The 24075-nt window shown below is 39.6% G+C and carries 30 protein-coding genes, 1 tRNA gene and 2 pseudogenes; 4 read left to right on the plus strand and 29 right to left on the minus strand.

The genetic code is table 11. From position 1 onward, the window contains the following. Positions 1 to 121: 121 nt before the first annotated feature. Positions 122 to 292 (plus strand): hypothetical protein, encoded by a 171-nt coding sequence (locus Q0110_RS04020; RefSeq protein WP_297902917.1) that lies wholly within the window; start codon positions 122 to 124, stop codon positions 290 to 292. 66 nt (positions 293 to 358) lie between these two features. On the opposite strand, the gene Q0110_RS04025 is transcribed toward Q0110_RS04020, so the two are convergent. Together Q0110_RS04025 and Q0110_RS04030 are read right to left on the minus strand one after the other, a co-directional pair. Further along, complete coding sequence (locus Q0110_RS04025; protein ID WP_297902921.1) at positions 359 to 1387, minus strand: aminotransferase class I/II-fold pyridoxal phosphate-dependent enzyme; 1029 nt, start codon at positions 1385 to 1387, stop codon at positions 359 to 361. Between the two features lie 47 nt (positions 1388 to 1434). Beyond that, a complete protein-coding gene (locus tag Q0110_RS04030) occupies positions 1435 to 4434 on the minus strand; it encodes a glycoside hydrolase family 3 N-terminal domain-containing protein (protein ID WP_297902924.1) in 3000 nt (999 codons plus the stop codon). Positions 4435 to 5587: 1153 nt separating this feature from the next. Between Q0110_RS04030 and Q0110_RS04035 the strand changes: the two genes are divergently transcribed. Together Q0110_RS04035 and rplS are read left to right on the plus strand one after the other, a co-directional pair. Then, positions 5588 to 5713 carry a hypothetical protein gene (locus tag Q0110_RS04035; RefSeq protein WP_297902927.1) on the plus strand — a complete coding sequence of 42 codons (126 nt, stop codon included), beginning with the start codon at positions 5588 to 5590 and terminating at the stop codon, positions 5711 to 5713. Between the two features lie 194 nt (positions 5714 to 5907). Then, complete coding sequence (gene rplS / locus Q0110_RS04040) at positions 5908 to 6255, plus strand: 50S ribosomal protein L19 (RefSeq protein WP_008773739.1); 348 nt, start codon at positions 5908 to 5910, stop codon at positions 6253 to 6255. 725 nt (positions 6256 to 6980) lie between these two features. On the opposite strand, the pseudogene Q0110_RS04045 reads toward rplS, so the two are convergent. The 3 genes and pseudogenes from Q0110_RS04045 to Q0110_RS04055 all read right to left on the minus strand — a co-directional run. Next, positions 6981 to 7181: pseudogene (locus Q0110_RS04045) on the minus strand (clindamycin resistance transfer factor BtgA); the annotation flags it as partial. A gap of 684 nt (positions 7182 to 7865) precedes the next feature. Beyond that, positions 7866 to 9096: pseudogene (locus Q0110_RS04050) on the minus strand (site-specific integrase). Between the two features lie 458 nt (positions 9097 to 9554). Further along, positions 9555 to 9630: transfer RNA gene (locus Q0110_RS04055), tRNA-Phe, on the minus strand. A gap of 1415 nt (positions 9631 to 11045) precedes the next feature. Here Q0110_RS04055 and Q0110_RS18295 point away from each other — a divergent pair. Continuing rightward, positions 11046 to 11171: a hypothetical protein gene (locus Q0110_RS18295; RefSeq protein WP_366139646.1), complete on the plus strand. Its 126-nt coding sequence runs from the start codon at positions 11046 to 11048 to the stop codon at positions 11169 to 11171. A 132-nt stretch (positions 11172 to 11303) separates the two neighbouring features. Here Q0110_RS18295 and eno read toward each other — a convergent pair whose 3' ends face one another. From eno to rpsC, 24 genes are all read right to left on the minus strand, one after another. Continuing rightward, positions 11304 to 12584 (minus strand): phosphopyruvate hydratase, encoded by a 1281-nt coding sequence (gene eno / locus Q0110_RS04060; protein ID WP_297902932.1) that lies wholly within the window; start codon positions 12582 to 12584, stop codon positions 11304 to 11306. Between the two features lie 174 nt (positions 12585 to 12758). After that, the gene (gene rplQ / locus Q0110_RS04065) at positions 12759 to 13244 is read right to left on the minus strand and encodes a 50S ribosomal protein L17 (protein ID WP_297902935.1); all 486 of its coding nucleotides are present in this window, start codon (positions 13242 to 13244) and stop codon (positions 12759 to 12761) included. Positions 13245 to 13251: 7 nt separating this feature from the next. Further along, complete coding sequence (locus Q0110_RS04070) at positions 13252 to 14244, minus strand: DNA-directed RNA polymerase subunit alpha (RefSeq protein ID WP_297902938.1); 993 nt, start codon at positions 14242 to 14244, stop codon at positions 13252 to 13254. A 12-nt stretch (positions 14245 to 14256) separates the two neighbouring features. Then, positions 14257 to 14862 carry a 30S ribosomal protein S4 gene (gene rpsD, locus Q0110_RS04075; protein WP_297902941.1) on the minus strand — a complete coding sequence of 202 codons (606 nt, stop codon included), beginning with the start codon at positions 14860 to 14862 and terminating at the stop codon, positions 14257 to 14259. 122 nt (positions 14863 to 14984) lie between these two features. After that, positions 14985 to 15374: a 30S ribosomal protein S11 gene (gene rpsK / locus Q0110_RS04080; RefSeq protein WP_005634781.1), complete on the minus strand. Its 390-nt coding sequence runs from the start codon at positions 15372 to 15374 to the stop codon at positions 14985 to 14987. Positions 15375 to 15385: 11 nt separating this feature from the next. After that, complete coding sequence (gene rpsM / locus Q0110_RS04085; protein ID WP_005854010.1) at positions 15386 to 15766, minus strand: 30S ribosomal protein S13; 381 nt, start codon at positions 15764 to 15766, stop codon at positions 15386 to 15388. Positions 15767 to 15801: 35 nt separating this feature from the next. Beyond that, positions 15802 to 15918 carry a type B 50S ribosomal protein L36 gene (ykgO, locus tag Q0110_RS04090; RefSeq protein WP_005645768.1) on the minus strand — a complete coding sequence of 39 codons (117 nt, stop codon included), beginning with the start codon at positions 15916 to 15918 and terminating at the stop codon, positions 15802 to 15804. Between the two features lie 13 nt (positions 15919 to 15931). Continuing rightward, positions 15932 to 16150: a translation initiation factor IF-1 gene (gene infA / locus Q0110_RS04095; protein ID WP_005854007.1), complete on the minus strand. Its 219-nt coding sequence runs from the start codon at positions 16148 to 16150 to the stop codon at positions 15932 to 15934. Between the two features lie 10 nt (positions 16151 to 16160). After that, on the minus strand, positions 16161 to 16946 hold the full coding sequence (map, locus tag Q0110_RS04100) for a type I methionyl aminopeptidase (RefSeq protein ID WP_297902947.1): 786 nt from the start codon (positions 16944 to 16946) through the stop codon (positions 16161 to 16163). 4 nt (positions 16947 to 16950) lie between these two features. Continuing rightward, a complete protein-coding gene (gene secY, locus Q0110_RS04105; RefSeq protein ID WP_297902950.1) occupies positions 16951 to 18291 on the minus strand; it encodes a preprotein translocase subunit SecY in 1341 nt (446 codons plus the stop codon). A gap of 3 nt (positions 18292 to 18294) precedes the next feature. Beyond that, positions 18295 to 18741, minus strand: a complete 447-nt coding sequence (gene rplO / locus Q0110_RS04110) for a 50S ribosomal protein L15 (protein WP_297902953.1) — start codon at positions 18739 to 18741, stop codon at positions 18295 to 18297. Between the two features lie 29 nt (positions 18742 to 18770). After that, positions 18771 to 18947 carry a 50S ribosomal protein L30 gene (rpmD, locus tag Q0110_RS04115; RefSeq protein ID WP_297902956.1) on the minus strand — a complete coding sequence of 59 codons (177 nt, stop codon included), beginning with the start codon at positions 18945 to 18947 and terminating at the stop codon, positions 18771 to 18773. Positions 18948 to 18964: 17 nt separating this feature from the next. Then, on the minus strand, positions 18965 to 19483 hold the full coding sequence (gene rpsE / locus Q0110_RS04120; RefSeq protein WP_297902958.1) for a 30S ribosomal protein S5: 519 nt from the start codon (positions 19481 to 19483) through the stop codon (positions 18965 to 18967). Then, positions 19483 to 19827 carry a 50S ribosomal protein L18 gene (gene rplR / locus Q0110_RS04125; protein ID WP_297902961.1) on the minus strand — a complete coding sequence of 115 codons (345 nt, stop codon included), beginning with the start codon at positions 19825 to 19827 and terminating at the stop codon, positions 19483 to 19485. Before rplR ends, rpsE begins: the two co-directional genes overlap by 1 nt. Positions 19828 to 19848: 21 nt before the next feature. Next, positions 19849 to 20400 (minus strand): 50S ribosomal protein L6, encoded by a 552-nt coding sequence (gene rplF, locus Q0110_RS04130; protein WP_005853990.1) that lies wholly within the window; start codon positions 20398 to 20400, stop codon positions 19849 to 19851. 16 nt (positions 20401 to 20416) lie between these two features. Beyond that, positions 20417 to 20812: a 30S ribosomal protein S8 gene (gene rpsH / locus Q0110_RS04135; RefSeq protein ID WP_005634758.1), complete on the minus strand. Its 396-nt coding sequence runs from the start codon at positions 20810 to 20812 to the stop codon at positions 20417 to 20419. Positions 20813 to 20869: 57 nt separating this feature from the next. Then, positions 20870 to 21139, minus strand: a complete 270-nt coding sequence (rpsN, locus tag Q0110_RS04140) for a 30S ribosomal protein S14 (RefSeq protein ID WP_005853988.1) — start codon at positions 21137 to 21139, stop codon at positions 20870 to 20872. Between the two features lie 2 nt (positions 21140 to 21141). Next, positions 21142 to 21702, minus strand: coding sequence for a 50S ribosomal protein L5 (gene rplE, locus Q0110_RS04145; protein WP_297902965.1), 561 nt, complete (start codon positions 21700 to 21702; stop codon positions 21142 to 21144). Then, positions 21702 to 22022 (minus strand): 50S ribosomal protein L24, encoded by a 321-nt coding sequence (gene rplX, locus Q0110_RS04150; protein ID WP_297902968.1) that lies wholly within the window; start codon positions 22020 to 22022, stop codon positions 21702 to 21704. Before rplX ends, rplE begins: the two co-directional genes overlap by 1 nt. Before the next feature lie 19 nt (positions 22023 to 22041). Continuing rightward, positions 22042 to 22407 carry a 50S ribosomal protein L14 gene (gene rplN, locus Q0110_RS04155; RefSeq protein ID WP_297902971.1) on the minus strand — a complete coding sequence of 122 codons (366 nt, stop codon included), beginning with the start codon at positions 22405 to 22407 and terminating at the stop codon, positions 22042 to 22044. Position 22408: 1 nt separating this feature from the next. After that, positions 22409 to 22666: a 30S ribosomal protein S17 gene (rpsQ, locus tag Q0110_RS04160; RefSeq protein ID WP_008773759.1), complete on the minus strand. Its 258-nt coding sequence runs from the start codon at positions 22664 to 22666 to the stop codon at positions 22409 to 22411. A gap of 9 nt (positions 22667 to 22675) precedes the next feature. Next, positions 22676 to 22873, minus strand: coding sequence for a 50S ribosomal protein L29 (gene rpmC / locus Q0110_RS04165; protein ID WP_005853979.1), 198 nt, complete (start codon positions 22871 to 22873; stop codon positions 22676 to 22678). Between the two features lie 5 nt (positions 22874 to 22878). Further along, a complete protein-coding gene (rplP, locus tag Q0110_RS04170) occupies positions 22879 to 23313 on the minus strand; it encodes a 50S ribosomal protein L16 (protein ID WP_005853976.1) in 435 nt (144 codons plus the stop codon). Positions 23314 to 23333: 20 nt separating this feature from the next. Beyond that, complete coding sequence (rpsC, locus tag Q0110_RS04175) at positions 23334 to 24068, minus strand: 30S ribosomal protein S3 (RefSeq protein ID WP_297902978.1); 735 nt, start codon at positions 24066 to 24068, stop codon at positions 23334 to 23336. Between the last annotated feature and the right edge of the window lie 7 nt (positions 24069 to 24075).

Genomic DNA, 24075 nt, shown 5'->3' on the forward strand with positions numbered 1-24075 from the left:
ACACAAATATAGAAGCTAATTTCAATCGTTTCATTATTTTTCTCCAAAAATATTTTCACGATCGGGTTATTATTGCTTTATTTGCGGTAGAAAAGAAAATAATTATAAAATATCTATAACCATGAATGAGTTAATTAAAAATCTAGGAGTGATCGTACTCATTATCGGTGCGGTTGTTTTGGCAGTACCGTTTTTTACCGGTGGTATGACAAATAGTATTCTACTTACAGGTCTGGGATTGGTTCTCCTTGGCTATTTTGGTCATATCGTGATTAACAAACGAGTAGAATAATAATACACGCTACTTAGATTCAAAAGGAAATGTAAAAGGGCTATTCATAGAATAGCCCTTTTACATTTATTGTCGTTCCAACCAAGTTTTTACCCCTTCGAGCAAGATTCGGTTCTCATCAGGTCTCTGGGTAGAAAGGCGTAAATAAGTCTCATCCAGACTCCGGAAATTAGAAGCATCACGGATCAAGATTCCGTAATTATCTAAAAGGAATTGTTTTAAATCTGCGGCCGTACCTTTTTTCAGACGAACAAGGAAAAAGGTCGTCGAGGTTGGAAGTACCTCCAAACCGTCTAATTTACTCAATTGATAAATAAAATCCGCTGTCTCACGTTGCCATTTACGGATTGGCAAGGTAAACTGCGCTGGATGGATCAAGATGTATTTACTTGCTTCGATTGCGATGGCGTTTACCGACCAAGGAATAATATATTTATTTACTTCTTCCGTGATCTCCGGAGAGGCGACTAAATAACCAATACGCAAGCCGGGGATGTTATAGGCCTTTGATATAGACTGAACAAGGATCAAGTTCTTATGCACTTTTACGTCACTCGGCTTTAACATGTCTTCTGTTGTAAATGCGACATATGCTTGATCAATAATAAAAGTTGTTTGCGGATTCGCAGAGATTAAACGGAGAAGTTCCGTACGATGGATCAACTTTCCATCCGGATTATTCGGATTACAAATCCAACAAAAATCCTGCCCTTCTAAAGACAACTCCGATAAATCATCCGATGTCGAGAAGAATGAGATCTCATGCTCATGCAGATGACAAGCGTCCTCATACTCAGAGAAAGAAGGAATGGCGATCATGGACTTCGCCCCGCGCCACGCTTGAGCCAACAAGTAAAAAGCCGTTATCGAACCATTTGTCACTACAATATTCTCTTCCTCAATCTCATATCGACGGGCCAATAACCTTTTCAAGGTAGCGGCATCTGGCTCCGGATAACGAGTTAACTTTTCAAAATGTTCGATCAAATGTTCTTTCAATTTATCTAAATTAGCTCCATGCCACACATTTGAGCTAAAGTTTATCTTTACCTCATCCTTCGCATTATAAAAATCATCTCCGTGTCCGTATAACATATACTTGCTTTTTTATTAATACTTTATCTGTTAAAACTGTCACAAAATTACGAATCTTTTTGTCTTTTCCTATCTATTGCCTTATAGATCGCATCTTGTATACGAGTACGTATATCAAGCGCCCCCAACTTATTATTCGCCCGGCTAGGATTTACCCGGTTACTCAAAAATATATAAATGAGTTGATTATCCGGGTCTACCCAAAAGCAAGTTCCCGTAAACCCGGTATGTCCGTATACTGAGACAGGAGCCAAAGCACCACAAGGCGAGGCCTTTGGATTACCGACAAGCGGCTTATCAAACCCTAATCCTCTCCGACAAGTAGGACTCTTGCTTTGTGTAAACAAACGGCTGGTCTCCAAAGAAAGATAGCGCTCACCACCATAAGTTCCTTGATTCAACATCAATTGGAGTACTTTTGCCAAATCATTCGCATTTGAAAATAATCCGGCATTTCCAGAAACACCTCCTTGGAAAGCGGCGGCCTCATCATGTACATATCCGCGAAGCAATTGACGACGAACAAATCCATCATGTTCCGTAGGAACAATTTGCAAGGTATCTAATATCTTCAACGGATTGTAAGTCGTATGCCAAGCCCCTAACCCCCTATAGAAATTATCTCGAAGGAACTGGTCCATAGGAGATCTCGTCAGATTTTCCACCATTATTTTCAGCATAATGAAATTTACGCAACTATACACATACCTTCCTCTCGTACCCAAACGAGATTTTTTGATATCTTGCAGGATTGTATCTTTAAAGGAGTCGCTTACATAGAAATCACGGGCCACTTCTGTTGTAAATCCGGGTTTCCGGGTATTTGACACCAAATGCGGAAGATATTTAAAATCATTCCGCACATACGTTTTTGCGTCAAAACGTACCGGATGCGCAGCATTTTTCGCCGTACTATACAAACTCCCTTTATAACTATCCTTATCAATAGCATCCAGATAGAAATTAATGGTAGGAGTCACTCCCGATTGATGATACAGCAACTCTTTTATCGACAAATCTTTTTTATTGGATTCTTTCAATTCAGGTATAAAATCGGAGATTTTATCATTTAGAGTGAACTTCTTCTCATCATATGCTTTCATAACCGCCAGTAAAGTTCCTGCCGCTTTCGAAGCCGAAGCCAAATCATAGACTGAAGACTCCGCGACTGGTTGCCTACTTTCATAATCAAAATAGCCGAATGATTTATTATAAATAATCATACCATCTTTCGCTACCAACACTTGACATCCTGGATAAGCCTTCTTTTCCAATCCCTCCTTCACTATGGACTCAATCACGTCCATACGTACAGGATTTGCACCAACCTCTTCCGGCTGGTGATAACCCAAACGAGTTTTTTCCGTAAAGACACCGGTACCCGCATAATATAACCCCGGAATTGAAACAGGAAGTTTCCCCTTTGCCCCTATTCCACCAAATATCACCTGAGCCGCATACTCCTGCGCTAATGGTGTACCTTCGTAAGCCAACACAACAGCTTTCGCCTTCTCTATTGATTTTTTATATTCCTTACAGGCATAAGGCAATGTAAAGAAAGCATAAATCATCTCTTTCTTTTCGGCCAACTGTCTCAATGCCAAACTCTCAGGAATACGAATCGTATGTACACCACAAATAATCACATCGTATTTTTGCAACTTATTGTAAACCCGCTGGATTTGGGAAGCCGTAGAACGCCGTCCAATACTAAAACAAGCGATAGAATCATACTTGCCTAGCATTTTCTGGAATTCATTACCAACCCCATCTCCAATTGAGAGTGCGGCTATCTTCTTTTTATCTAATTGTTTAAGAGGAAGGCTCATATTCTCATTCTTCAGAACAGTAATAGCCTCCGAATTCAACTTAGCCGCCATCCATGCCGCATGTGGAGAGTTCAAGCGTTTCGATAAACCTTTCGTATCAACTGGTTTATAAGTATTTAAACCAGCAATATATTTATATCTCAATATTTTTAAGCACTTGGCCTCAATAGTTTCCAGATCCAATACACCTTCCTCGATAGCTTCTTTCACGGCGGCAAAATCATTGATCGGAGCGGCCGGAGCAAGCAAAATATCATTTCCAGCAAGTAAAGCTTTTACCGAAGGATTGTCTGCTTTCTTCGTGGAAGCTCCCTTCATCGCCAACGCATCCGTAAAGCACAAGCCCTGAAAACCAAGTTCTTTCTGTAATAACCCCGTCACTATTGCCTTGGAAAAAGAGGCAGGTTTATGGCTTTTGTCCAAAGCAGGAACGTAAAGATGCCCCGTCATTATCCCGGCAAACCCATCATATATATAACGTTTAAAAGGAAAAAGCTCCACACTATCCAAACGAGCCCGATTGTGACGCACGACAGGCAATGTCTCATGCGAGTCTTCCGAGGTATCTCCATGTCCGGGGAAATGCTTAGAGACAGACAGTATCCCCATACTTTCCAACCCTTTTGCATAAGCGATTCCCTTTTCTGCCACGGCATCCGGGTTCTCACCAAACGAGCGAAGACCAATTACAGGGTTATCTACGTTACTATTCACGTCCATATCTGGAGCAAAATTTATATGGATTCCCATCTCCCGGCATTGACGACCTACCTCTTTCCCATACTCTTCGATCAAAGTATTATCCTCAATAGCACCAAGCATCATGTTTTTTGGGAAACGAGTGGTTCCACTTAATCGCATGGAAAGTCCCCACTCCCCATCCAAAGAAACCAACATCGGAACCCGGGAAGCTTTTTGCAAACGATTGATCACTTCCGCTTGCGTCACCGGATCTCCTTTATGGAATAAGATCCCCCCGATTTTAATATCGTTCACATAACGCATGAGTCGTTGCATATTCCGATTATCGGATTTTGGATTTGCTACTACCATAAACAACTGCCCAATCCGTTCATCATAACTCATAGCGTCGAACACAGAATCAACCCAATGATTCATCTTTTCCTGGTCTACCGAACGATAAAAGTTCGGGATAGTCTGCGCTACACTCGGCAGAAGGAAAATACAACACAAAAGCAAGACACCTATCTTTCTCATCACAACATTGTCATTATTACTTTCCAAAAATAAGAAAATATCGCTATAATAACGTAAAATTGAATATTTGAAAATAAGAATATGACAAACTAAATTACAATTACTGAAATTATAAATCATATAAACCCCTACTTTATTAAAAAATGTTCGGTACTGTTTACTATTACTTTAGCTTATTCCTGTTATCAATCCAAACCGGGACAAGAGACCTCGCAGTATTACAGAACTGAAGGAGATAAAGATTTCTCTTTACAGTACACCAATACCTCAACCCGAAACGGAATCAATGATCTCAGAATTCACACACACCTTGACTACCTCCCAACTCCGGCACATCATATCCGTCATGGAACTGATTATCCTTACCTCTGATTCTGTTTGGAACATATTGAGAAAAGTACCTCCGAAAATTTATCTTCAACAATGTGTATGAGTAGAAACTAGACCTTCATGACTGGAAATCAAGTCTATTCCCTGTACCACAATTTTCTACCAGGCCTTACCTCTCCCCCTACTTTACCGTTGAGAGACAGGGATTATTTCATGGAACACAACAATGTACATCTTTCGACTTATCATCGTTTAGACCGTAGGAATCAATATTTACCGTCCTCCCAAAGAATGGATACCTCTGATTTTGGAATATCTGTATACATAATGCCTATCACCATATGTACCCTATAGCTATCTGTGAACAGCCTTGGGTAAACCACAGCCTTTATTTTGGAACGTTATCACTTTTACCGATCATTCCATCTACATCATACACTTATAAATTCTAAAGAATATGAAACTTATATTCCATTTATCAACTCTATTACCTCGTTTGTTCCTAACCTCCTGTCACGGGAATTTTGACTTAGAAGATTATTGAACTATCCCCAAAATAGTAATCAGTTCGACATTCCCGTCATACAGTCGTTATGACCAGTATATCCCACACATGGTTCCATTCAGAAAACCAACCTGTCAACAGCAATGGGAACATCATCTATACAAAAGAAAAAGAAGCATTTCTCTATCAAATCACATTTCAATACACACCAGGCGAAGCGAATTACTATTCTCTACAGATATGGGGAAAACGACAAACATTTTGGAGTTCTACTAGATTTTTCCGCAGCCCCCGTATTCACACAACAAGATATTCTAAATGAGGTATTCAGCTCTTCAATGGCAGATTGGCGAGGATAAGTACTCCCTGATGGATGGATTTACGAATATAGGTCTAGCTGAACCTATCCATATTTGCAGTAGCGTAGAAGGCAGAACGGGATAGCAGGTGGATGTCAATGATTTGAATCCTTGGTAGACACAAAGGATTTGATTAAATAATAAGCAAAAAAACATCTATGTATTGCAAATCAAATATTTATTTCGTTACTTTGCACCCGCTTTACGTAATCTCTGTCGGGAAATGTAGCCCGTTAAATTGCGTTTCATTATAAATTACAACTAAAAAGCTATAAACAAATGGATTTAATTAAGATTGCAGAAGAAGCGTTTGCTACAAAGAAGGAGCATCCTTCATTCAAGAGTGGTGATACGATCACGGTAGCTTACCGTATCAAAGAGGGTAACAAAGAACGTATCCAGCAGTATCGTGGTGTTGTTATCCGTATCTCTGGACACGGTGACAAAAAACGTTTCACGGTTCGTAAGATGTCAGAAAACGTAGGTGTAGAGAGAATTTTCCCGATTGAATCCCCGTTTATCGAAAGCATCACGGTTAACAAAGTCGGTAAAGTACGTCGTGCTAAATTGTATTATTTGCGTGCTCTTACTGGAAAGAAAGCAAGAATCAAAGAAAAGAGAGTGTAATCTCTCCGATTCTATTGCCATACGAAAAGCCATCCAAGGGAATGTTGGATGGCTTTTTGTATACTAATGTAATATGACTCACACCTGAATACAAGAGAATGCAAATCTAGGCATTCATCTATTATTAGTCACCGAATCTCATCTGTCATACCGTTTCCTTTTATATTGTTTGGATGAAATATTGATATAGATATCATTGATAGAAAGATTAATTTCGAAAACATGAACCTCAGAGATATCCATAACAAGTTTCTCTGATAGAGCTTTCAAAAGATAAACCATAAACTTTGAGACAATTCCGAGACTCAAAAACATTGGACATGTTTCCTTGGAAAAAATAAACAAAAAAACGGGACTCCGTAAAGAGTCCCGTACAAAAGATCTTAGCTTACATAGCCTTCGCTTTGGTCAATAAAGTTCATTTTGTTTTCTGTCAACGGTTTTGGTTTTTCTTTCTTCATAGTCTTGACTTCACAAACGTAAGCCTTTATTTTTAATCACGCAAATTTTTATTGAATTATTTTAAAGAAATGCGATTTTTTTATTTAATCTCACAGATTTGGGTATGGACCGGACGTGACGAACCGGACAAATGCCTCTAGAGAAAGAATTTTCGAGGCCTCAATTTCGATTTCTCCAACATTTGAATCACCCAAGTAAAAAAGAATGCTTTTTACTCTCTTAGAGAATCTCTTTTCTATATCCTCCTACATAAAGAAAAAAGTATTTATTTTCGCCAGTTCCGATTTTACGGATTCAGATGCCTCGGATAGGTTGATATGTGCCTTATCTATATATCTGAACGCCAACTTTACAACTTCACTCTTTTTCAGTGAACAGCGTTTGCATATCTTCTCTACCAAAGCTACCGTTTCCTTGTCTATGGAAATGGTAGTGAATATCGTTTTTCGACTGCAATTGGGCATGATTATTACTTTTTTATAGAAATATGAATAGATAAGTACCCGATAATAAGCATTGAAAAGAAAATGCTTATTACAGGTTTCATTACAGCGTGTTCTTGTAACACACTAAAACCGAAAGGCTTTGCCCCGCAGGGCAAGATGGAAGAACAGGACTTGTCCAGTTCTCTCTTGCTCAATTTAGCGAAACGAGCAAAGCTGAAAGGCGTAGCTGTTTCTGCTAAATTGGGATGATAGTACAAGGAAGGAGCTGTAATGCTTCATTCCCAAATTTGCTACCTTTTGCTTTCATGGCTGATTTTCTAATTAATTGGCTTTTTCAAACTGTTTGTAGGTTTATACACAAATGAGAATAGCCAAAAATTATTGCAATCGTTAATAGGGCTTTACCTTATATAGAATATGTATTGAAGAATAATAAGAAGGTGAACGGTATCTGACAAGTGAAGAACTTTGTTCTATTCTCAAAATCAGCTGTAGAACTTTACAATATTATCAGGATGGTAGCATTTTCCCTTTTATTCAACTTCCGGGCAAAGTGCTGTTCCGTGAATTGGATATTAGGAAGGTTTTGGAAGATAGGTTTTGTTCTGCCTATAATATAGAAGATTATTCTCTTTAGTTTTTAATAGGATAAATATAGAAAAACGGCTACCGTTCGAATAGATTAGGTCACCGTTTTTATCTTTAGGAGGTTTTAGTAGAGAAGCTCTCCCGGACATTCTGCATATCTCGGAGAATACTTTGGTCTAATACTTTTGCGTATAGCTGAGTCATTTTTGTATTGGTATACCCGAGCATTTTGACTACATTTTCTAATGATACATTGTTAGCTAAAGCGACAACAGTCGAAAAAGTATGTCGTGTAACATGGTGTGGTCAGATTCTTTTTAATGCCGCACAAGTCGGCAATTTCTTTCAAATAACTGTTCATCCACCGGTTGCAGATAACGGGAAGGCACAGCCCCTTTTTCATACACACGGGATGGTCTTCGTTTTTCTTTAAAATGGAAAGCGGAACAGGCAACAAGGGAACATTGCTGATGGAAGGTACCCGACATCTGTGCTCCATTTTTACACGTCCTTTCCTCATCCACCAGGCCCCGCTGTTGTCCTGTACGAGGTTGTCTCTCATCTGTGTAGAAACAGCGGTAAAAACGAGTCCCGTGAACGACGCAAAGACAAAAATATCCCGTACCAGCGCAAGCCGTGGAACGGTGAAATGTTTCTCCATGATGGTTTTAAGTTCCTGGTAAGTGAGGAATACGGGATCTGTCTCGTCCTCTCCCATCTTATAGACGTAAAACAGGGCTTTGCGCATCCACTCCTTTGCCAGGGCCATGTTCGTGATCCGTTTGAAACATTTCATGTAACGGACAACTGTGTTTCCGCAAAGGTTGGCTTCCGTTTTCAGGTGCAGGTCAAATGCCGCGATGAAGTCGGAGTTCAATTCGTAAAACGTGATGTCCTCTTTTTCATAAAAGGCTGGGATGGTTTTCTCCTGCTTCTTCATCACATTGATATATCTGTTGATCATAACGGGAGCATAGTCTATGTCTACAGCTTGTTTCATCTTTTCTATTTCTTCCCGCATGGTTCCGAGCAGGGTACGCATTTCCGTGTCTTTCCCGAATACCCATTTCAATAGCAGTTTGGGGGTGATCAATGCCTGTTCAAGCATGAGTTCCTTGTGTTTCCGCAAAGCCAATGCGCTCAGTTCCACAATGTAATTGTTCAGTTCTTTTGTTGCCCGGTCTTTCCCTTTTCCGCATCCATTTGAAGAATCCCACAGTTTTGGAGAAATACTTCTCTGGATTCTTGTTTCCTCGTATTGTCCGTCAATGGTTATCCGCATGAGGATGGGAGCTTCGCCGTTCTTTAATAGCTTCGTCTTCAGAATGAAGAACAGAATGTTCATTGTTTCATACTCGTTTCCTTTTAGTTGTTGAACACATTTTTAATTCTGTCAACTTGAAAGGTAAGGAAGGGAATCTGTCGGTGTTTTTTTGTGCCTTCAATCCAGAAAACCACCCAAAATCCGGGAAAAACACCGGATTTTTGAAAAGGGAGGAAAGTGTCCTCTACAGAATATCGGGCCATTCCCATAATCCGGTTGTTCTTTCATCCTTTCCATTCTTTTCTTCTACATTCAAGCAGGTAGGCAAAAGTAGTCTTTTGTACCTGAAAGATGAATCTGCAAATGATTGAAAATAAGTGAAGTATCAAGCAAATGGTGGCTTTTTTGAGGGGTTTTGAAAAACCACCGAATGGGAAATTTTTAAATTCCTAAATCTGCAAGTTTTTACGTTTTGGGGGAATAAAAAATCCCCTGAAATTGCTGAATTTCAGGGGATTTCAAGAAAAGAACTTTTTGCTTGGTGGTGCCACCAGGAATCGAACCGGGGACACAAGGATTTTCAGTCCTTTGCTCTACCAACTGAGCTATGGCACCATCATATTATATTCGGTCACTGTTTTGATTACGGGTGCAAAGATACAGATTTTTTCCATATATGCAATAGCTTTAGGGGATTTTTTCGTAAATACTCAAGAAAAGATATAGGATTTCTACAGTTAATAAGTAAATACGATAAATCAAATGAATTTTATTAAAATAATTCAGCAAAAATACATAGAGTGAAAAACGAAAATCTATATTCACAAACCCCAGTTCTCAATCATAAGCAAAAGAGCTAATTTATTGGATAATAGGTAAAATAAGATTATTGATAAAACTTATAACATCTACCATATTTCATTCAAGATCATCTTGTTGAATAAACTATTACCATATAAATATCTGATAAAAGCAAACGTACTGAGGCAGTTTCTCTAAGAAGACTATTTTATGACACCGCCAAATCCTTATGCATAAGTAGGTCTCAGTTTAAATAAGCGGACTATCAAAAAAACAAGAACATAAATTTTAAAGCCATTCTAAATTCTAACCTATAAATCCAGCTCATTCACTGATAAAAAACAGACGCTTACCGATTTAATTTGTAGATCTCGTAAAAACCTAGCTTTTTTGTTTTCGTAAAAACAAAATACATAGCTAGAATGATACACAAAAGGATTCTTGCATTCTTAATTGCATTTCTTCCTATTATTATCATTGCTTGTAGTGATGATAATAGCGATAACTTGATCAGTAAACAGCACAGTATCCCTGATATGGAAAGAGATACCTGGACACAGAACGCAAAATATTACAATTCTGACCGATATGGAACCGTAACCTTTGTTATTAATAGAAAAGCATATATCAGTTGTGGATATGATGGAAATTATCTAAGAAATTTCTACGCTTTCAATCCAGCGAAGAATAACAGGATTCAAATTAAGGATATATCAGATTCCTTTAACGAAGATTATTATAATGATTATACGATCAGACGAATAAATCTGGGTACTTTCATAATTGATGAAGTTACTTATCCGACTTATAGTGAGAACAAAAGTACATGTAACGATACTTGGAAATATCATCCAATCATAGATTTATGGGAAGATATGGCTAAATTCAAGGGAACTGTTCATACGCTAATGTTTTTTCTTTTCTGGCGAGAAAGGATTTGTAATATCTAGCAAAAGTGATACTACCCGATTTACGAACATTAGGGAATTTCAATCTAATAAATATAACGATAATAGATATTAAGAAAAGATAGGGTTGGTTTATACAGAGCCTAGTGGTATCGCTAATATTATCGTTTTATTTATAACATTTCTAAGATGGAGAGATAGGAACTCTACTGGTCACAACAAGAGCTGCAAATATCTCAATCGGGATATGGTTGGGAGTACTAGATTAAGATGAATGGAAAGAGGTTGATTTATCCCATCATTCCCTATATTGCTACGGCAATGTATTCCCGAATAAGGAATGTGCAAAAAATAAACACACTCGTTTTAAACAAATTAGCCGGAAACAAAAACTTTCCAGTCTATAGAGAAGAAATACAACATTCACTCTCTTATTTAGGGCAATAGATTTATAATCATTAAATGTTGGGGCAAGCCGGCTATTGATTAGTAGGCTTGCTTCGTTTTTATGTATAAAACGAAAAAGGGAGTTACCAATAGCAAACTCCCCCACTTCTTTCTAACAAATAACGAAAATTACTACTTATAAGTCTTACAACCATAAACAGCCAAGGAAGCCAACTCTTCTTCTATACGAAGCAACTGGTTGTATTTTGCCATACGATCAGAACGACTCAAGGAACCTGTCTTGATCTGTCCGCTATTAGTAGCCACTGCTATATCAGCGATTGTAGTGTCCTCAGTCTCACCAGAACGATGAGATATCACGGATGTATAACCATTACGATGAGCCATTTCAACTGCGTCCAATGTCTCACTTAAAGTACCTATCTGGTTTACCTTGATCAAAATGGAATTAGCGCAACCGTTCATAATGCCTTTTTTCAAAAATTCTACGTTGGTAACGAACAAGTCATCACCCACCAGTTGGCATTTGCCACCTAATGTAGAAGTTAACATTTGCCAACCATTCCAATCGTTTTCATCCATACCATCTTCAATCGAATCAATCGGATATTTACTCACCAAGTCACTCAGATAAGCGACCTGTTGCTGGGCGTTTCGCTTAGCTCCTTTTTCACCTTCAAACTTCGTATAATCATAAATACCATTATAATAAAACTCAGAAGAAGCACAGTCCATAGCAATTGTCACATCCTTACCCGGTTCGTATCCAGCGGCATTGACTGCAATCATGATAGAATTCAAAGCATCCTCTGTACCTCCTAATGCCGGAGCAAAACCACCTTCATCACCTACTGCCGTGCTCAAACCACGATCATGCAATACTTTCTTTAACGCATGAAAAACTTCTGCCCCCATACGAAGCCCCTCACAAAAACTCTTTGCACCTATCGGACGAATCATGAATTCCTGAAAAGCGATCGGAGCGTCGGAATGAGCCCCCCCATTGATAATATTCATCATTGGAACTGGTAGTACATAAGCGTTTGTCCCACCAATATAACGATACAGAGGTTGATCTAGATAACGAGCGGCAGCTTTCGCTACGGCAAGTGATACGCCCAGTATGGCGTTAGCTCCTAAATTCGATTTAGTTTTTGTTCCATCTAAATCTAATAACTTATGGTCTATTTCTCTTTGATTCAAGGCACTCATACCTAAAATAGCAGGAGCTATCACTTTATTTACATTCTCTACGGCACGAAGAACACCTTTACCTCCGTAACGCTTCTTATCACCATCACGTAATTCGATAGCCTCATTCTCTCCAGTAGAGGCTCCAGAAGGTACAGCGGCACGGCCAAATACTCCAGAAGCCAAATGTACATCTACTTCAATTGTCGGATTACCACGTGAGTCTAGAATTTCTCTACCTACTATTTTTACAATTTCCATATTATATTTGTTTTATTAGTTACATCCGTAATGTACTCTCCTTATATTATAAATATAACAATAATCAGACTTAGAATGTTCGCTACAACACATCAGGCTTATCAAAAGATTAACAAACAAAAGAGCGGTCTGTATAAATACAAACCGCTCTTCTTATAATCATAACAGACTTGCTTATTCTGCTGTTTTTTCCTCACTTGTAATATCTGCGGCAGGAGCCTCAGCAACAGTTACCGTTGATTTCTTACGAGAACGTCTTGTTTTAGAAGTTTTCTTAGCTGCTGTATCCTTCAACATATTTTCATTGTAGTCGACTAACTCAATAAAGCACATAGCAGCATTGTCACCTAAACGGTTACCTGTTTTAATGATTCTGGTATAACCACCCGGACGATCACCGATTTTCTGAGCAATTTCCTTGAACAACTCTGTTACAGCATATTTATCTTGCAAATTACTAAATACCACACGTCTTGAGTGAGTTGTATCCTCCTTAGACTTCGTGATAAGTGGTTCTACATACTTACGTAGCGCTTTTGCCTTTGCTGTCGTAGTAAAGATTCTCTTATGCTTGATCAAAGAACAAGCCATATTCGAAAGCATTGCGTCACGGTGAGTATTTGTACGACCTAAATGATTGAATTTCTTATTATGTCTCATCGTTTACTTACTCTTTATCTAATTTATATTTTGTGATATCCATACCGAATGAAAGGTTCAAACTCTCAAGTAGTTCATCAAGCTCAGTGAGCGACTTCTTACCGAAATTACGAAATTTCAACAAATCATTCTTGTTGAATTTTACCAACTCACCTAATGTTTCAACATCTGCGGCCTTTAAGCAATTCAATGCACGAACGGAAAGGTCCATATCAGCCAACTTACTCTTAAGCAACTGACGCATATGAAGTACTTCTTCATCGAACTCTTCATTGCCTTCAGTATCCGCAGTCTCAATCGCAATCTTTTCATCTGAGAACAACATAAAATGATGAATCAGGATCTTCGCTGCTTCCTTCAACGCTTCCTTCGGATGAATAGAACCATCCGTGGCTATTTCAAGAACCAGCTTCTCGTAGTCCGTTTTCTGTTCAACACGGAAGTTCTCAATTGAATATTTTACGTTACGTATCGGAGTGTAGATAGAGTCGATTGCAATCACATGCATGTCTGCGTTTGGATCTCTGTTCTCATCCGCAGGTACATAACCGCGACCCTTATTGATTGTCAATTCAATTTGGAAACTTGCGGTCGGATCCAAGCGGCAAATAACCAAATCTGAATTCAAAATCTCGAATCCAGTCAGTTGCTTACCAATATCACCGGCTTTGAACACTTCCGAACCCGAAACAGTAATACTCACTTTTTCATTCTCAATGTCATCTACGATATGCTTGAAACGAACTTGTTTCAAATTTAAAATTATGTTTGTCACATCCTCGATAACACCCGGGATTGTACCAAATTCATGATCAACCCCATCGATCTTAATGGATGTAATAGCAAAACCTTCAAGTGACGACAGGAGAATACGACGTAAAGCATTACCTATTGTAATACCATAGCCGGGTTCCAACGGACGAAATTCAAACTTTCCGAAGAAATTGTCCGCTTCCAACATTAATACTTTATCGGGTTTTTGAAATGCTAATATCGCCATGGAAATCAATTATTATTTAGAATACAATTCTACGATCAACTGCTCTTTAATGTTTTCAGGGATGTCTGCTCTTTCCGGCAGATGCAGTAATTTTCCACTCATTGAAGACTGTTCCCACTCAATCCAAGGATACTTACTGTGATTGAAACCAGACAATGCGTCCGCAATAACTTCCAAGGATTTAGATTTTTCCCTAACACCAATGACCTGACCGGGCTTTACAGAGTAAGAAGGAATGTTTACAACACTCCCGTCCACCGTAATGTGACGGTGAGAAACCAACTGACGAGCTGCGGCTCTTGTCGGGGCAATACCCAAACGATAAACCATATTATCAAGACGGCCTTCTAACAATTGAAGAAGAACCTCACCTGTAATACCTTTTGAGCGTGAAGCTTTTTCAAATAAGTTTCTAAATTGCTTCTCTAACACTCCATAAGTGTATTTAGCCTTTTGCTTCTCACGAAGCTGGATACCATATTCAGAAGTCTTTCTTTTTCTGGAGTTACCATGTTGTCCAGGAGGATAATTCTTCTTTGAAAGAACTTTATCCGCACCGAATATTGCCTCACCAAACTTACGGGCAATTCTTGTTCTTGGTCCAGTATATCTTGCCATTTTTCTATTTTTTTAATGTTCTGTTTGAATCAGGAACCGTGCAGCCGCGATTACAGAGAGGATAAGGTCAATATGCAATCTATTCACAATTCCGGATTCAATGTTTAAGAAACTATAATTAATTATACTCTTCTCTTTTTCGGAGGACGACATCCGTTATGAGGAAGCGGAGTGACATCTACGATTTCTGTCACCTCAATACCCGCACCATGGATCGTTCTGATAGCGGACTCACGACCGTTACCCGGACCCTTTACGAATACTTTCACCTTTCTTAAACCAAGATCATAAGCTACCTTAGCACAATCTTGTGCCGCCATCTGAGCTGCATAAGGAGTATTCTTCTTAGAGCTTCTAAATCCCATTTTACCAGCGGAAGACCAGCTGATTACTTGTCCTTCGCTATTAGCTAAAGACACAATAATGTTGTTAAAAGAAGAATGAATATGAGCTTGACCGTAAGCGTCAACTTTTACGTTTCTCTTCTTTGCTGCGACTGTTTTCTTTGCCATATTAACTCTTATTATTTAGTAGCTTTTTTCTTATTTGCAACAGTTTTCTTCTTACCCTTACGAGTACGAGCGTTGTTCTTCGTGCTTTGGCCTCTCAAAGGCAAGCCGAGACGATGACGAACACCTCTGTAGCAACCTATATCCATCAAACGCTTAATATTCAACTGAACTTCAGAACGAAGATCACCTTCAACCTTATACTCAGCGCCAATAACTTCACGAACTTTTGCGGCTTGATCGTCTGTCCAATCCTTAACCTTGATATCACGATCAACCCCAGCCTTATCTAATACGGATTTTGCAGCGCTACGACCGATACCATAGATATAAGTCAAAGCAATCTCTCCTCTTTTATTTTGTGGCAAGTCTACACCAACTATTCTTATAGCCATATTACTTACTTAGATTATTTTGCAAAAATAATAAATTATCCTTGACGTTGTTTATACTTAGGATTTTTCTTGTTAATTACGTATAAGCGACCCTTTCTTCTTACTATCTTACACTCAGGTGTACGCTTCTTTAAAGATGCTCTTACTTTCATATTGTGTTTAATTTTATTTGTATCTAAAAGCAATTCTACCTTTCGATAGATCATACGGAGACATTTCTACTCTTACCTTATCCCCCGGAAGGATTTTAATATAATGCATACGCATCTTTCCTGAGATGTGAGCGGTAATTTCATGTCCGTTCTCCAATTCCACACGAAACATTGCGTTCGACAATGCTTCTACAATCACTCCATCTTTTTCTATTGCTGATTGTTTAGCCATATAAATCCAATTAAATTGCGTTATCTCCTAGAACCTCCTCTAAAAACTTAAATGAAGATAAGATCTGCGGACCATCCGGACGTATAGCGATACAATGTTCAAAATGAGCAGAAGGCTTTCTGTCTTTTGTACGAACCGTCCATCCGTCTTTCTCAAATGCTACATTCTTACTTCCCATGTTGATCATAGGCTCAATACAGATGCACATTCCACTACGCAATAACGGACCGCATCCATGCCTGCCATAATTAGGTACTTCCGGTTCCTCATGCATTTTCCGACCGATACCATGCCCCACCAGTTCTCTTACGACAGAATAACCTTGAGACTCACAATAAGTCTGGACCGCATTACTGATATCACCTAAACGATGCCCCTCAACGGCACATTGAATACCTAAATAAAGTGATTCTTTTGTTGCTTTCAACAATTTTTTCACTTCTGGCACAACCTCACCTACACAAAAAGTATAAGCGGAATCACCAACAAAACCATTCAATATTGTACCGCAATCTACAGAAATCACATCCCCCTCTTTCAAGATCGTCTTAGAAGAAGGAATACCATGTACTACCTGCTCATTCACTGAGGCACATATTGAATTTGGGAAACCGCCATATCCTAAAAAAGCTGGAACAGCACCATTATCTCTAATGAACTCTTCCGCAATCCTATCAAGTTGAAGAGTGGAGACCCCAGGAGCAATGTACTTAGCGACCTCGCCAAGAGTCTTACCCACCAGTTGATTAGCCTCACGCATCAACTCAATCTCTTCATCTGTCTTTAAATAGATCATTCCATTAATAAGCGGCAACAGAGCCTGTACGACCTTTAATTCTTCCTGACTTCAACAAACCGTCATAATGACGCATTAGCAAATGACTTTCAACTTGCTGCAATGTATCCAACACCACACCAACCAAAATCAACAAAGATGTACCACCAAAGAATTGGGAGAACTCCATACTTACACCGGCGATTCTAGCGAAAGCAGGCATGATAGCAACCAACGCAAGGAAAAACGCACCCGGCAAAGTAATACGATCCATAATGGTATCCAGATAATCTTTGGTATTCTTACCCGGCTTTACTCCCGGAATAAAACCATTGTTTCTCTTCAAATCATCAGACATCTGAGTCGGATTGATCGTGATAGCTGTATAGAAATACGTAAACAGAATAATCAACACCGCAAATACGAAGTTGTACCAGAATCCCGTATTATCCATAAAAGCAGCCCAAAAACCGCTTTGCTCTCCCGTACTAGAGAAACCAACAATTGAGATAGGAATAAACATGATCGCCTGAGCAAAAATAATAGGCATCACATTAGCCGCATTGACCTTCAATGGAATGTACTGACGTGCGCCACCATATTGTTTATTACCTATAATTCTTTTTGCATATTGTACAGGAACTTTACGAGTACCTTGCACCAATAGAATCGCACCGGCGATAACAAGCAAAAGGAACAACATCTCAAATAAGAACATAACCAGACCACCGGTTTTCTCACTTGTCCTAGAAACGAATTCCTGGAACAAAGAGTGCGGCAGACGGGCTATAATACCAACCAAAATGATAAATGAAATACCATTTCCAACACCTTTATCTGTAATTCTTTCACCTAGCCATAAGATAAACATACTTCCCGCAGCCAAGATGATCGTAGACGAAATTGTGAACCAGATACCACCGGGTAAAGCTGCACCGGCAGCCTTCAACTGAACGCTCAAATTCACTAAGTAAGTAGGTCCTTGGAACAACAAGATGGCTACCGTCAAATAACGAGTCCACTGGTTGATTTTCCTACGGCCACTTTCACCTTCCCTTTGCAATTTCTGGAAAGAAGGAACTGCGATAGCTAACAACTGCATAACAATTGAAGCAGAGATATATGGCATGATCCCCAACGCAAAAATAGAAGCGTTAGAAAAGGCTCCACCAGAGAACATATCCAACAGTGCAAGCAATCCACCTCTTGTCTGCTCCTGTAAAGCGGTCAACGCTTTGGGATCAATACCCGGAAGCACTACATACGTACCAAAACGATATATAGCCACTAATAAAAGAGTGGTGAGGATCCGATTTCTCAGATCCTCAATCTTCCAGATATTCTTGATTGTTTCAACAGCTCTCATGACTTAGAGTTTAACGACTGTTCCACCTACGGCTTGGATAGCTGCCTCCGCACTCTTAGAGAAAGCGTGAGCCTCAACCTCTAACTTAGCAGTCAAGCTACCATTACCAAGAATTTTAACCAATTGAGAAGAAGAGATGAAGCCGGCCTCCATCAATTCATTAATACCAATCTTAGTTAATTGTTTAGCCTCAGCCATTTGCTGCAAAGTATCGATATTAATAGCTTTATATTCTACACGGTTAATATTCTTGAAACCAAATTTAGGCAAACGTCTTTGAATAGGCATCTGACCACCTTCGAAACCAATCTTGTTCTTGTAGCCAGATCTTGATTTGGCACCCTTATGACCTCTTGTTGAAGTTCCACCTAATCCTGAACCCGGACCACGTCCGATTCTTTTTCTGGTCTTGGTAGATCCTTCAGCCGGTTTTAAATTTGATAAATTCATATCGTATAATTTATTTTTTCAACCAATTATTACTTTACTACAGAAACCAAATGTTTCACTTTCTCAACCATACCTAAGATCGCCGGATTAGCTTCATGCTCTACAATCTGGTTCATCTTTCTCAGCCCTAGTGCGTCAAGCGTTCTTTTTTGGTCTTTAGGGCATCCAATTCTACTTTTAACTTGCTTTACTTTAATAGTCGCCATAAATTTATCCTCCCTAATTAACCTCTAAATACTTTTTCAACAGCAACACCTCTGTTCTGTGCAACATCAAACGGACTTCTCAACTCACTCAATGCAGCGATAGTAGCTTTCACCAAGTTATGAGGATTTGAAGAACCCTTAGATTTTGCCAAAACGTCTGTAATACCAACACTCTCTAATACAGCACGCATTGCACCACCAGCTTTAACACCAGTACCATGAGATGCAGGTCTGATCAGTACCTGAGCACCACCAAATTTAGCTAATTGCTCATGAGGAATCGTCCCTTTGTGTACTGGTACCTTGATCAAGTTCTTCTTAGCAGCTTCTACACCTTTAGCGATAGCTGTCGTTACCTCACCGGCTTTACCTAATCCCCAGCCAACGATACCATCCTCGTTTCCTACTACAACGATAGCAGCAAAACTGAATGTACGTCCACCTTTTGTAACCTTAGTTACACGGTTTATTGCAACCAGTCTGTCCTTCAACTCTAAGTCGTTGGTTGATTTAACTCTATTATTTGCCATCTTCATTAAAATTTAAGGCCGCCGTTACGTGCAGCATCTGCTAATTCTTTAACTCTCCCGTGATACAAATAACCATTACGGTCGAAAACCACTGCTTGAACGCCTGCTTCTTGAGCGCTCTTCGCAATTAACTCACCAACCTTAGCAGCAATTTCCTTTTTCGGAGCCTTAACATCTAATTTCAAAGATGAAGCAGCAGCTAAAGTCTTGCCTGTAGTATCATCTATTACCTGTGCATAGATTTGCTTATTGCTTCTAAACACAGTCAGGCGCGGACGCTCAGTAGTTCCTGAGATTTTTCCGCGTACACCCGCTTTTATTTTTAATCTTCTTTCTTGCTTCGTTGTCATGATAATTTCAGTTTACGTAGATTACTTACCTGCTGACTTACCAGACTTTCTACGAATCTCCTCACCCACGAACTTGATACCCTTACCTTTATACGGTTCCGGCATTCTGAACGAACGGATCTTCGCACAAATCTGACCCAATAATTGCTTGTCAGCCGATTCAAGGATAATAAGAGGGTTCTTATTTCTCTCAGACTTAGTCTCAACTTTCACTTCCTTCGGCAACTGCAAATAGATATTATGAGTATAACCTAAAGAAAGATCCAATAACTGACCTGTATTTGAAACACGGTAACCAACACCTACTAACTCTAACTCTTTCTTGTATCCTTCAGAGCAGCCCACAACCATGTTATTGATCAAAGAGCGATACAAACCATGTAACGCACGATGATTCTTATCATCAGTCGGTCTTGTTAAATGGATAACTCCGTCTTCCAAAGTAACGTTAATATCAGGATTCACTTCCTGTACAAGTTCACCTTTAGGGCCTTTAACTGTTACTACATTATCCTTAATTGTAACTGTAACACCAGCCGGTACATGAATTGGCAATTTTCCTATTCTTGACATTCTTCTTCCCTCCTAATTAATAAACGTAACATAATACCTCGCCACCGATCTTCAAATCGCGGGCCTCTTTGTCAGTCATCACACCTTTAGAAGTAGAAAGAACAGCAATACCTAAACCATTCAATACTCTCGGCATTTCTTTGTAACCAGTGTACTTACGTAAACCGGGCGTAGAAACTCTCTCAAGTTTCTTAATCGCATTAACTTTGTTTACTAGGTCGTACTTCAAGGCTATCTTGATCGTACCTTGAGGACCATCCTCTACAAACTTAAAATTAAGAATGTAACCCTTGTCGAAAAGGATCTTAGTGATCTCTTTCTTTAAATTTGACGCCGGCACCTCAACAACTCTGTGCTTCGCTTTGATCGCATTACGCAATCTTGTCAAATAATCTGCAATAGGATCTGTCATATAAATAATTAATTAAATTGATCCGGCCACCCGGACAATATTTAAACTAAAAAACTCTTACCAACTTGCTTTCTTCACACCCGGGATTAAACCATTAGATGCCATTTCACGCAATTGGATACGAGAAATACCGAACTGGCGTACATACCCTTTCGGACGTCCCGTGATCTTGCAACGATTGTGCAAACGTACGGGAGAAGCATTTTTAGGTAAAGCCTGCAAAGCCTCATAGTTGCCTTCTGCCTTAAGCTGAGCTCTTTTAGCGGCATACTTAGCGACAAGCTTCGCTCTCTTAACCTCACGGGCTTTCATTGATTCCTTAGCCATAACTACTTAGTCTTTTTTTCGTTTTTAAAAGGCAATCCAAACTCTCTTAAAAGAGCGTAACCTTCCTCATCTGTTTTCGCAGAGGTCACAAAGGTAATATTCATTCCTAATATTTTGGTAATATTATCGATATTTATTTCAGGAAAAATGATTTGTTCCTGAATACCGAGTGTATAATTACCTCTTCCGTCTAACTTACTCTCAATTCCCTTGAAGTCGCGGATACGAGGAAGAGCAATACGAACAAGTCTTTCCAAGAACTCATACATCTGCTCACGACGTAATGTTACCATAACGCCAATCGGCATCTTCTTACGCAACTTAAAGTTAGAGATATCTTTCTTGGATACGGTAGCAACAGCTTTTTGACCTGTGATCGCAGACAACTCGCTGATAGCGATATCAATGATCTTCTTGTCAGCCGTAGCCATACCTAATCCTTGATTAATCACGATTTTCTTCAAAACAGGTACCTGCATCACGGATTTGTAACCGAACTCCTTCGTTAAGGCAGGAACAATTCTGTCTTGGTATTCTTTCTTAAGACTGGCAGTATTGCTCATTACTTAATTTCCTCCCCTGATTTTTTAGAATAACGCACTAAAGCACCCTTCTCATTCAACTTACGGCCGATACGTGTTGCTTTACCAGATTTCGGGTCAACCACGTTAAGGTTAGAAATATGAATAGGAGCTTCCTTCTTTTCGATTCCTCCTTGAGGATTCTTCGCATTAGGCTTGGTATGCTTTGATACCATATTAATACCTTCGACAATCGCACGATTGTCTTTTACAAGTACCTGTAAAACACGCCCTGTCTTACCCTTGTCCTCGCCGGCATTAACAAATACTATATCGCCTTTTTTGATATGTAATTTACTCATTACTTTAAATTTTACGAGATTAAAGCACTTCAGGTGCAAGTGATACAATTTTCATGTTTGTTGCACGAAGCTCTCTAGCAACCGGACCGAAGATACGGCTACCGCGGATATCGCCGCCAGCATTCAATAATACGCAAGCATTATCATCGAAACGGATGTAAGAACCATCCGAACGGCGGATCTCTTTCTTAGTACGAACGATGATAGCCTTAGAAACAGCACCCTTCTTTACGTCGCTAGACGGAATTACGCTCTTGATTGCTACTACGATCACATCACCCACAGTGGCATAACGCTTTCTCGTACCGCCCAAAACACGAATACACAAAGCCTCCTTTGCCCCACTGTTATCTGCTACTACTAGTCTTGATTCTTGTTGTATCATCTTACTTAGCCCTTTCGATTATTTGAACTAATCTCCATCTTTTAGTCTTGCTCAAAGGACGAGTTTCCATAATCTTTACGGTATCGCCAATGTTGCATTCATTATTTTCATCGTGAGCATGATATTTCTTCGTCTTACTAACGAACTTACCATAAATGGGGTGCTTCTCCTTCCATTTAATGGCAACTGTGATGCTTTTATCCATCTTGTTGCTCGTTACCACGCCCGTTCTTTCTTTTCTTAAATTTCTAGTTTCCATCAGGCTCAATTATTTGTTGTTAAGTTCTCTCTGGCGCAATTCTGTTTTCATGCGCGCGATCAATCTGCGTTGCTGTTTAATCTGAGAAGGATTATCCATTGGCGAGATGCTATGGTTAATCTTCTTCTGATCATAGGCCGCAACCTCTGCATCTACTCTCTCAAGCAACTCTTTCGTGCTTAGTTCTCTAATTTCTGCAATCTTCATAACAATTACGCATTTTGATTTTGCATGTCATAATCACGTCTCACAACAAACTTGGTTGTAACCGGAAGTTTTTGAGCGGCAAGGCGCAACGCTTCCTTAGCGATATCGAAGGGAACACCCTCGATCTCGAAAATCAGACGACCTGGGGTAACAGGCGCAACAAATCCCTCGGGATTACCTTTACCTTTACCCATACGTACCTCGGCAGGCTTCTTTGTGATCGGCTTATCCGGAAAGATACGAACCCAAACCTGACCCTGACGTTGCATATAACGTGTAACGGCGATACGGGCAGCCTCGATCTGACGACCGGTAATCCATTTATTCTCTAATGATTTTATTCCAAAAGAACCGAAGGCCAGCTGGTTTCCACGTTGAGCTTCGCCCTTCATGCGACCTTTCTGCTGTCTTCTGAACTTGGTTTTCTTTGGTTGTAACATCTCTACTTAAATTCTAACGTTTAACGATTAGCTCTTTTTCTCTTGAAGTTCTTGTCTCTGTTGCCACCTGCATTGTCGTTTCTACGACCCGTCTCCTTGGCAGCAGTGAAAGAAGGAGCAAGATCGCGCTTGCCATAAACTTCACCACGACAGATCCAAACCTTAACACCCAGCAAACCAACCTTCGTCAAGGCCTCAGCCAAAGCATAGTCGATATCTGCTCTAAGAGTGTGCAACGGAGTTCTTCCTTCCTTATACATTTCCGAACGAGCCATTTCAGCACCGTTCAAACGACCAGAGATTTGAATCTTAATACCTTCCGCACCCATTCTCATGGTAGAGGCGATAGCCATCTTTATCGCGCGACGATATGCGATTTTTCCTTCAAGCTGACGTGCGATATTATTTGCTACGATAACAGCGTCCAATTCGGGTCTCTTCACCTCGAAGATGTTGATCTGCACTTCTTTGTCAGTGATCTTCTTCAACTCTTCCTTCAACTTATCAACTTCCTGACCACCTTTACCGATGATGATACCCGGACGTGACGTACAAACAGTGATCGTGATCAGCTTAAGCGTACGTTCAATAACGATACGAGATACACTAGCTTTTGCAAGACGGGCATTCAAATACTTACGGATTTTGCTATCTTCCAGCAAAGTATCCCCGTAATTCTTACCGCCATACCAATTGGAATCCCAACCACGGATAATTCCTAAACGATTACTAATCGGATTAACCTTTTGTCCCATCTACAAA

The sequence above is a fragment of the uncultured Parabacteroides sp. genome (assembly GCF_947855115.1).
Classification (GTDB): Bacteria; Bacteroidota; Bacteroidia; order Bacteroidales; family Tannerellaceae; genus Parabacteroides.

Bases quoted from the DNA above. Each gene is read 5' to 3' on its own strand.
- Q0110_RS04020 (WP_297902917.1), top strand. From the start codon at position 122: ATGAATGAGTTAATTAAAAATCTAGGAGTGATCGTACTCATTATCGGT.
- Q0110_RS04025 (WP_297902921.1), bottom strand. From the start codon at position 1,387: ATGTTATACGGACACGGAGATGATTTTTATAATGCGAAGGATGAGGTA.
- Q0110_RS04030 (WP_297902924.1), bottom strand. From the start codon at position 4,434: ATGAGAAAGATAGGTGTCTTGCTTTTGTGTTGTATTTTCCTTCTGCCG.
- Q0110_RS04035 (WP_297902927.1), top strand. From the start codon at position 5,588: ATGAGGTATTCAGCTCTTCAATGGCAGATTGGCGAGGATAAGTACTCC.
- rplS (WP_008773739.1), top strand. From the start codon at position 5,908: ATGGATTTAATTAAGATTGCAGAAGAAGCGTTTGCTACAAAGAAGGAG.
- Q0110_RS18295 (WP_366139646.1), top strand. From the start codon at position 11,046: ATGTATTCCCGAATAAGGAATGTGCAAAAAATAAACACACTCGTTTTA.
- eno (WP_297902932.1), bottom strand. From the start codon at position 12,584: ATGGAAATTGTAAAAATAGTAGGTAGAGAAATTCTAGACTCACGTGGT.
- rplQ (WP_297902935.1), bottom strand. From the start codon at position 13,244: ATGAGACATAATAAGAAATTCAATCATTTAGGTCGTACAAATACTCAC.
- Q0110_RS04070 (WP_297902938.1), bottom strand. From the start codon at position 14,244: ATGGCGATATTAGCATTTCAAAAACCCGATAAAGTATTAATGTTGGAA.
- rpsD (WP_297902941.1), bottom strand. From the start codon at position 14,862: ATGGCAAGATATACTGGACCAAGAACAAGAATTGCCCGTAAGTTTGGT.
- rpsK (WP_005634781.1), bottom strand. From the start codon at position 15,374: ATGGCAAAGAAAACAGTCGCAGCAAAGAAGAGAAACGTAAAAGTTGAC.
- rpsM (WP_005854010.1), bottom strand. From the start codon at position 15,766: ATGGCTATAAGAATAGTTGGTGTAGACTTGCCACAAAATAAAAGAGGA.
- ykgO (WP_005645768.1), bottom strand. From the start codon at position 15,918: ATGAAAGTAAGAGCATCTTTAAAGAAGCGTACACCTGAGTGTAAGATA.
- infA (WP_005854007.1), bottom strand. From the start codon at position 16,150: ATGGCTAAACAATCAGCAATAGAAAAAGATGGAGTGATTGTAGAAGCA.
- map (WP_297902947.1), bottom strand. From the start codon at position 16,946: ATGATCTATTTAAAGACAGATGAAGAGATTGAGTTGATGCGTGAGGCT.
- secY (WP_297902950.1), bottom strand. From the start codon at position 18,291: ATGAGAGCTGTTGAAACAATCAAGAATATCTGGAAGATTGAGGATCTG.
- rplO (WP_297902953.1), bottom strand. From the start codon at position 18,741: ATGAATTTATCAAATTTAAAACCGGCTGAAGGATCTACCAAGACCAGA.
- rpmD (WP_297902956.1), bottom strand. From the start codon at position 18,947: ATGGCGACTATTAAAGTAAAGCAAGTTAAAAGTAGAATTGGATGCCCT.
- rpsE (WP_297902958.1), bottom strand. From the start codon at position 19,483: ATGAAGATGGCAAATAATAGAGTTAAATCAACCAACGACTTAGAGTTG.
- rplR (WP_297902961.1), bottom strand. From the start codon at position 19,827: ATGACAACGAAGCAAGAAAGAAGATTAAAAATAAAAGCGGGTGTACGC.
- rplF (WP_005853990.1), bottom strand. From the start codon at position 20,400: ATGTCAAGAATAGGAAAATTGCCAATTCATGTACCGGCTGGTGTTACA.
- rpsH (WP_005634758.1), bottom strand. From the start codon at position 20,812: ATGACAGATCCTATTGCAGATTATTTGACAAGATTGCGTAATGCGATC.
- rpsN (WP_005853988.1), bottom strand. From the start codon at position 21,139: ATGGCTAAGGAATCAATGAAAGCCCGTGAGGTTAAGAGAGCGAAGCTT.
- rplE (WP_297902965.1), bottom strand. From the start codon at position 21,702: ATGAGCAATACTGCCAGTCTTAAGAAAGAATACCAAGACAGAATTGTT.
- rplX (WP_297902968.1), bottom strand. From the start codon at position 22,022: ATGAGTAAATTACATATCAAAAAAGGCGATATAGTATTTGTTAATGCC.
- rplN (WP_297902971.1), bottom strand. From the start codon at position 22,407: ATGATACAACAAGAATCAAGACTAGTAGTAGCAGATAACAGTGGGGCA.
- rpsQ (WP_008773759.1), bottom strand. From the start codon at position 22,666: ATGGAAACTAGAAATTTAAGAAAAGAAAGAACGGGCGTGGTAACGAGC.
- rpmC (WP_005853979.1), bottom strand. From the start codon at position 22,873: ATGAAGATTGCAGAAATTAGAGAACTAAGCACGAAAGAGTTGCTTGAG.
- rplP (WP_005853976.1), bottom strand. From the start codon at position 23,313: ATGTTACAACCAAAGAAAACCAAGTTCAGAAGACAGCAGAAAGGTCGC.
- rpsC (WP_297902978.1), bottom strand. From the start codon at position 24,068: ATGGGACAAAAGGTTAATCCGATTAGTAATCGTTTAGGAATTATCCGT.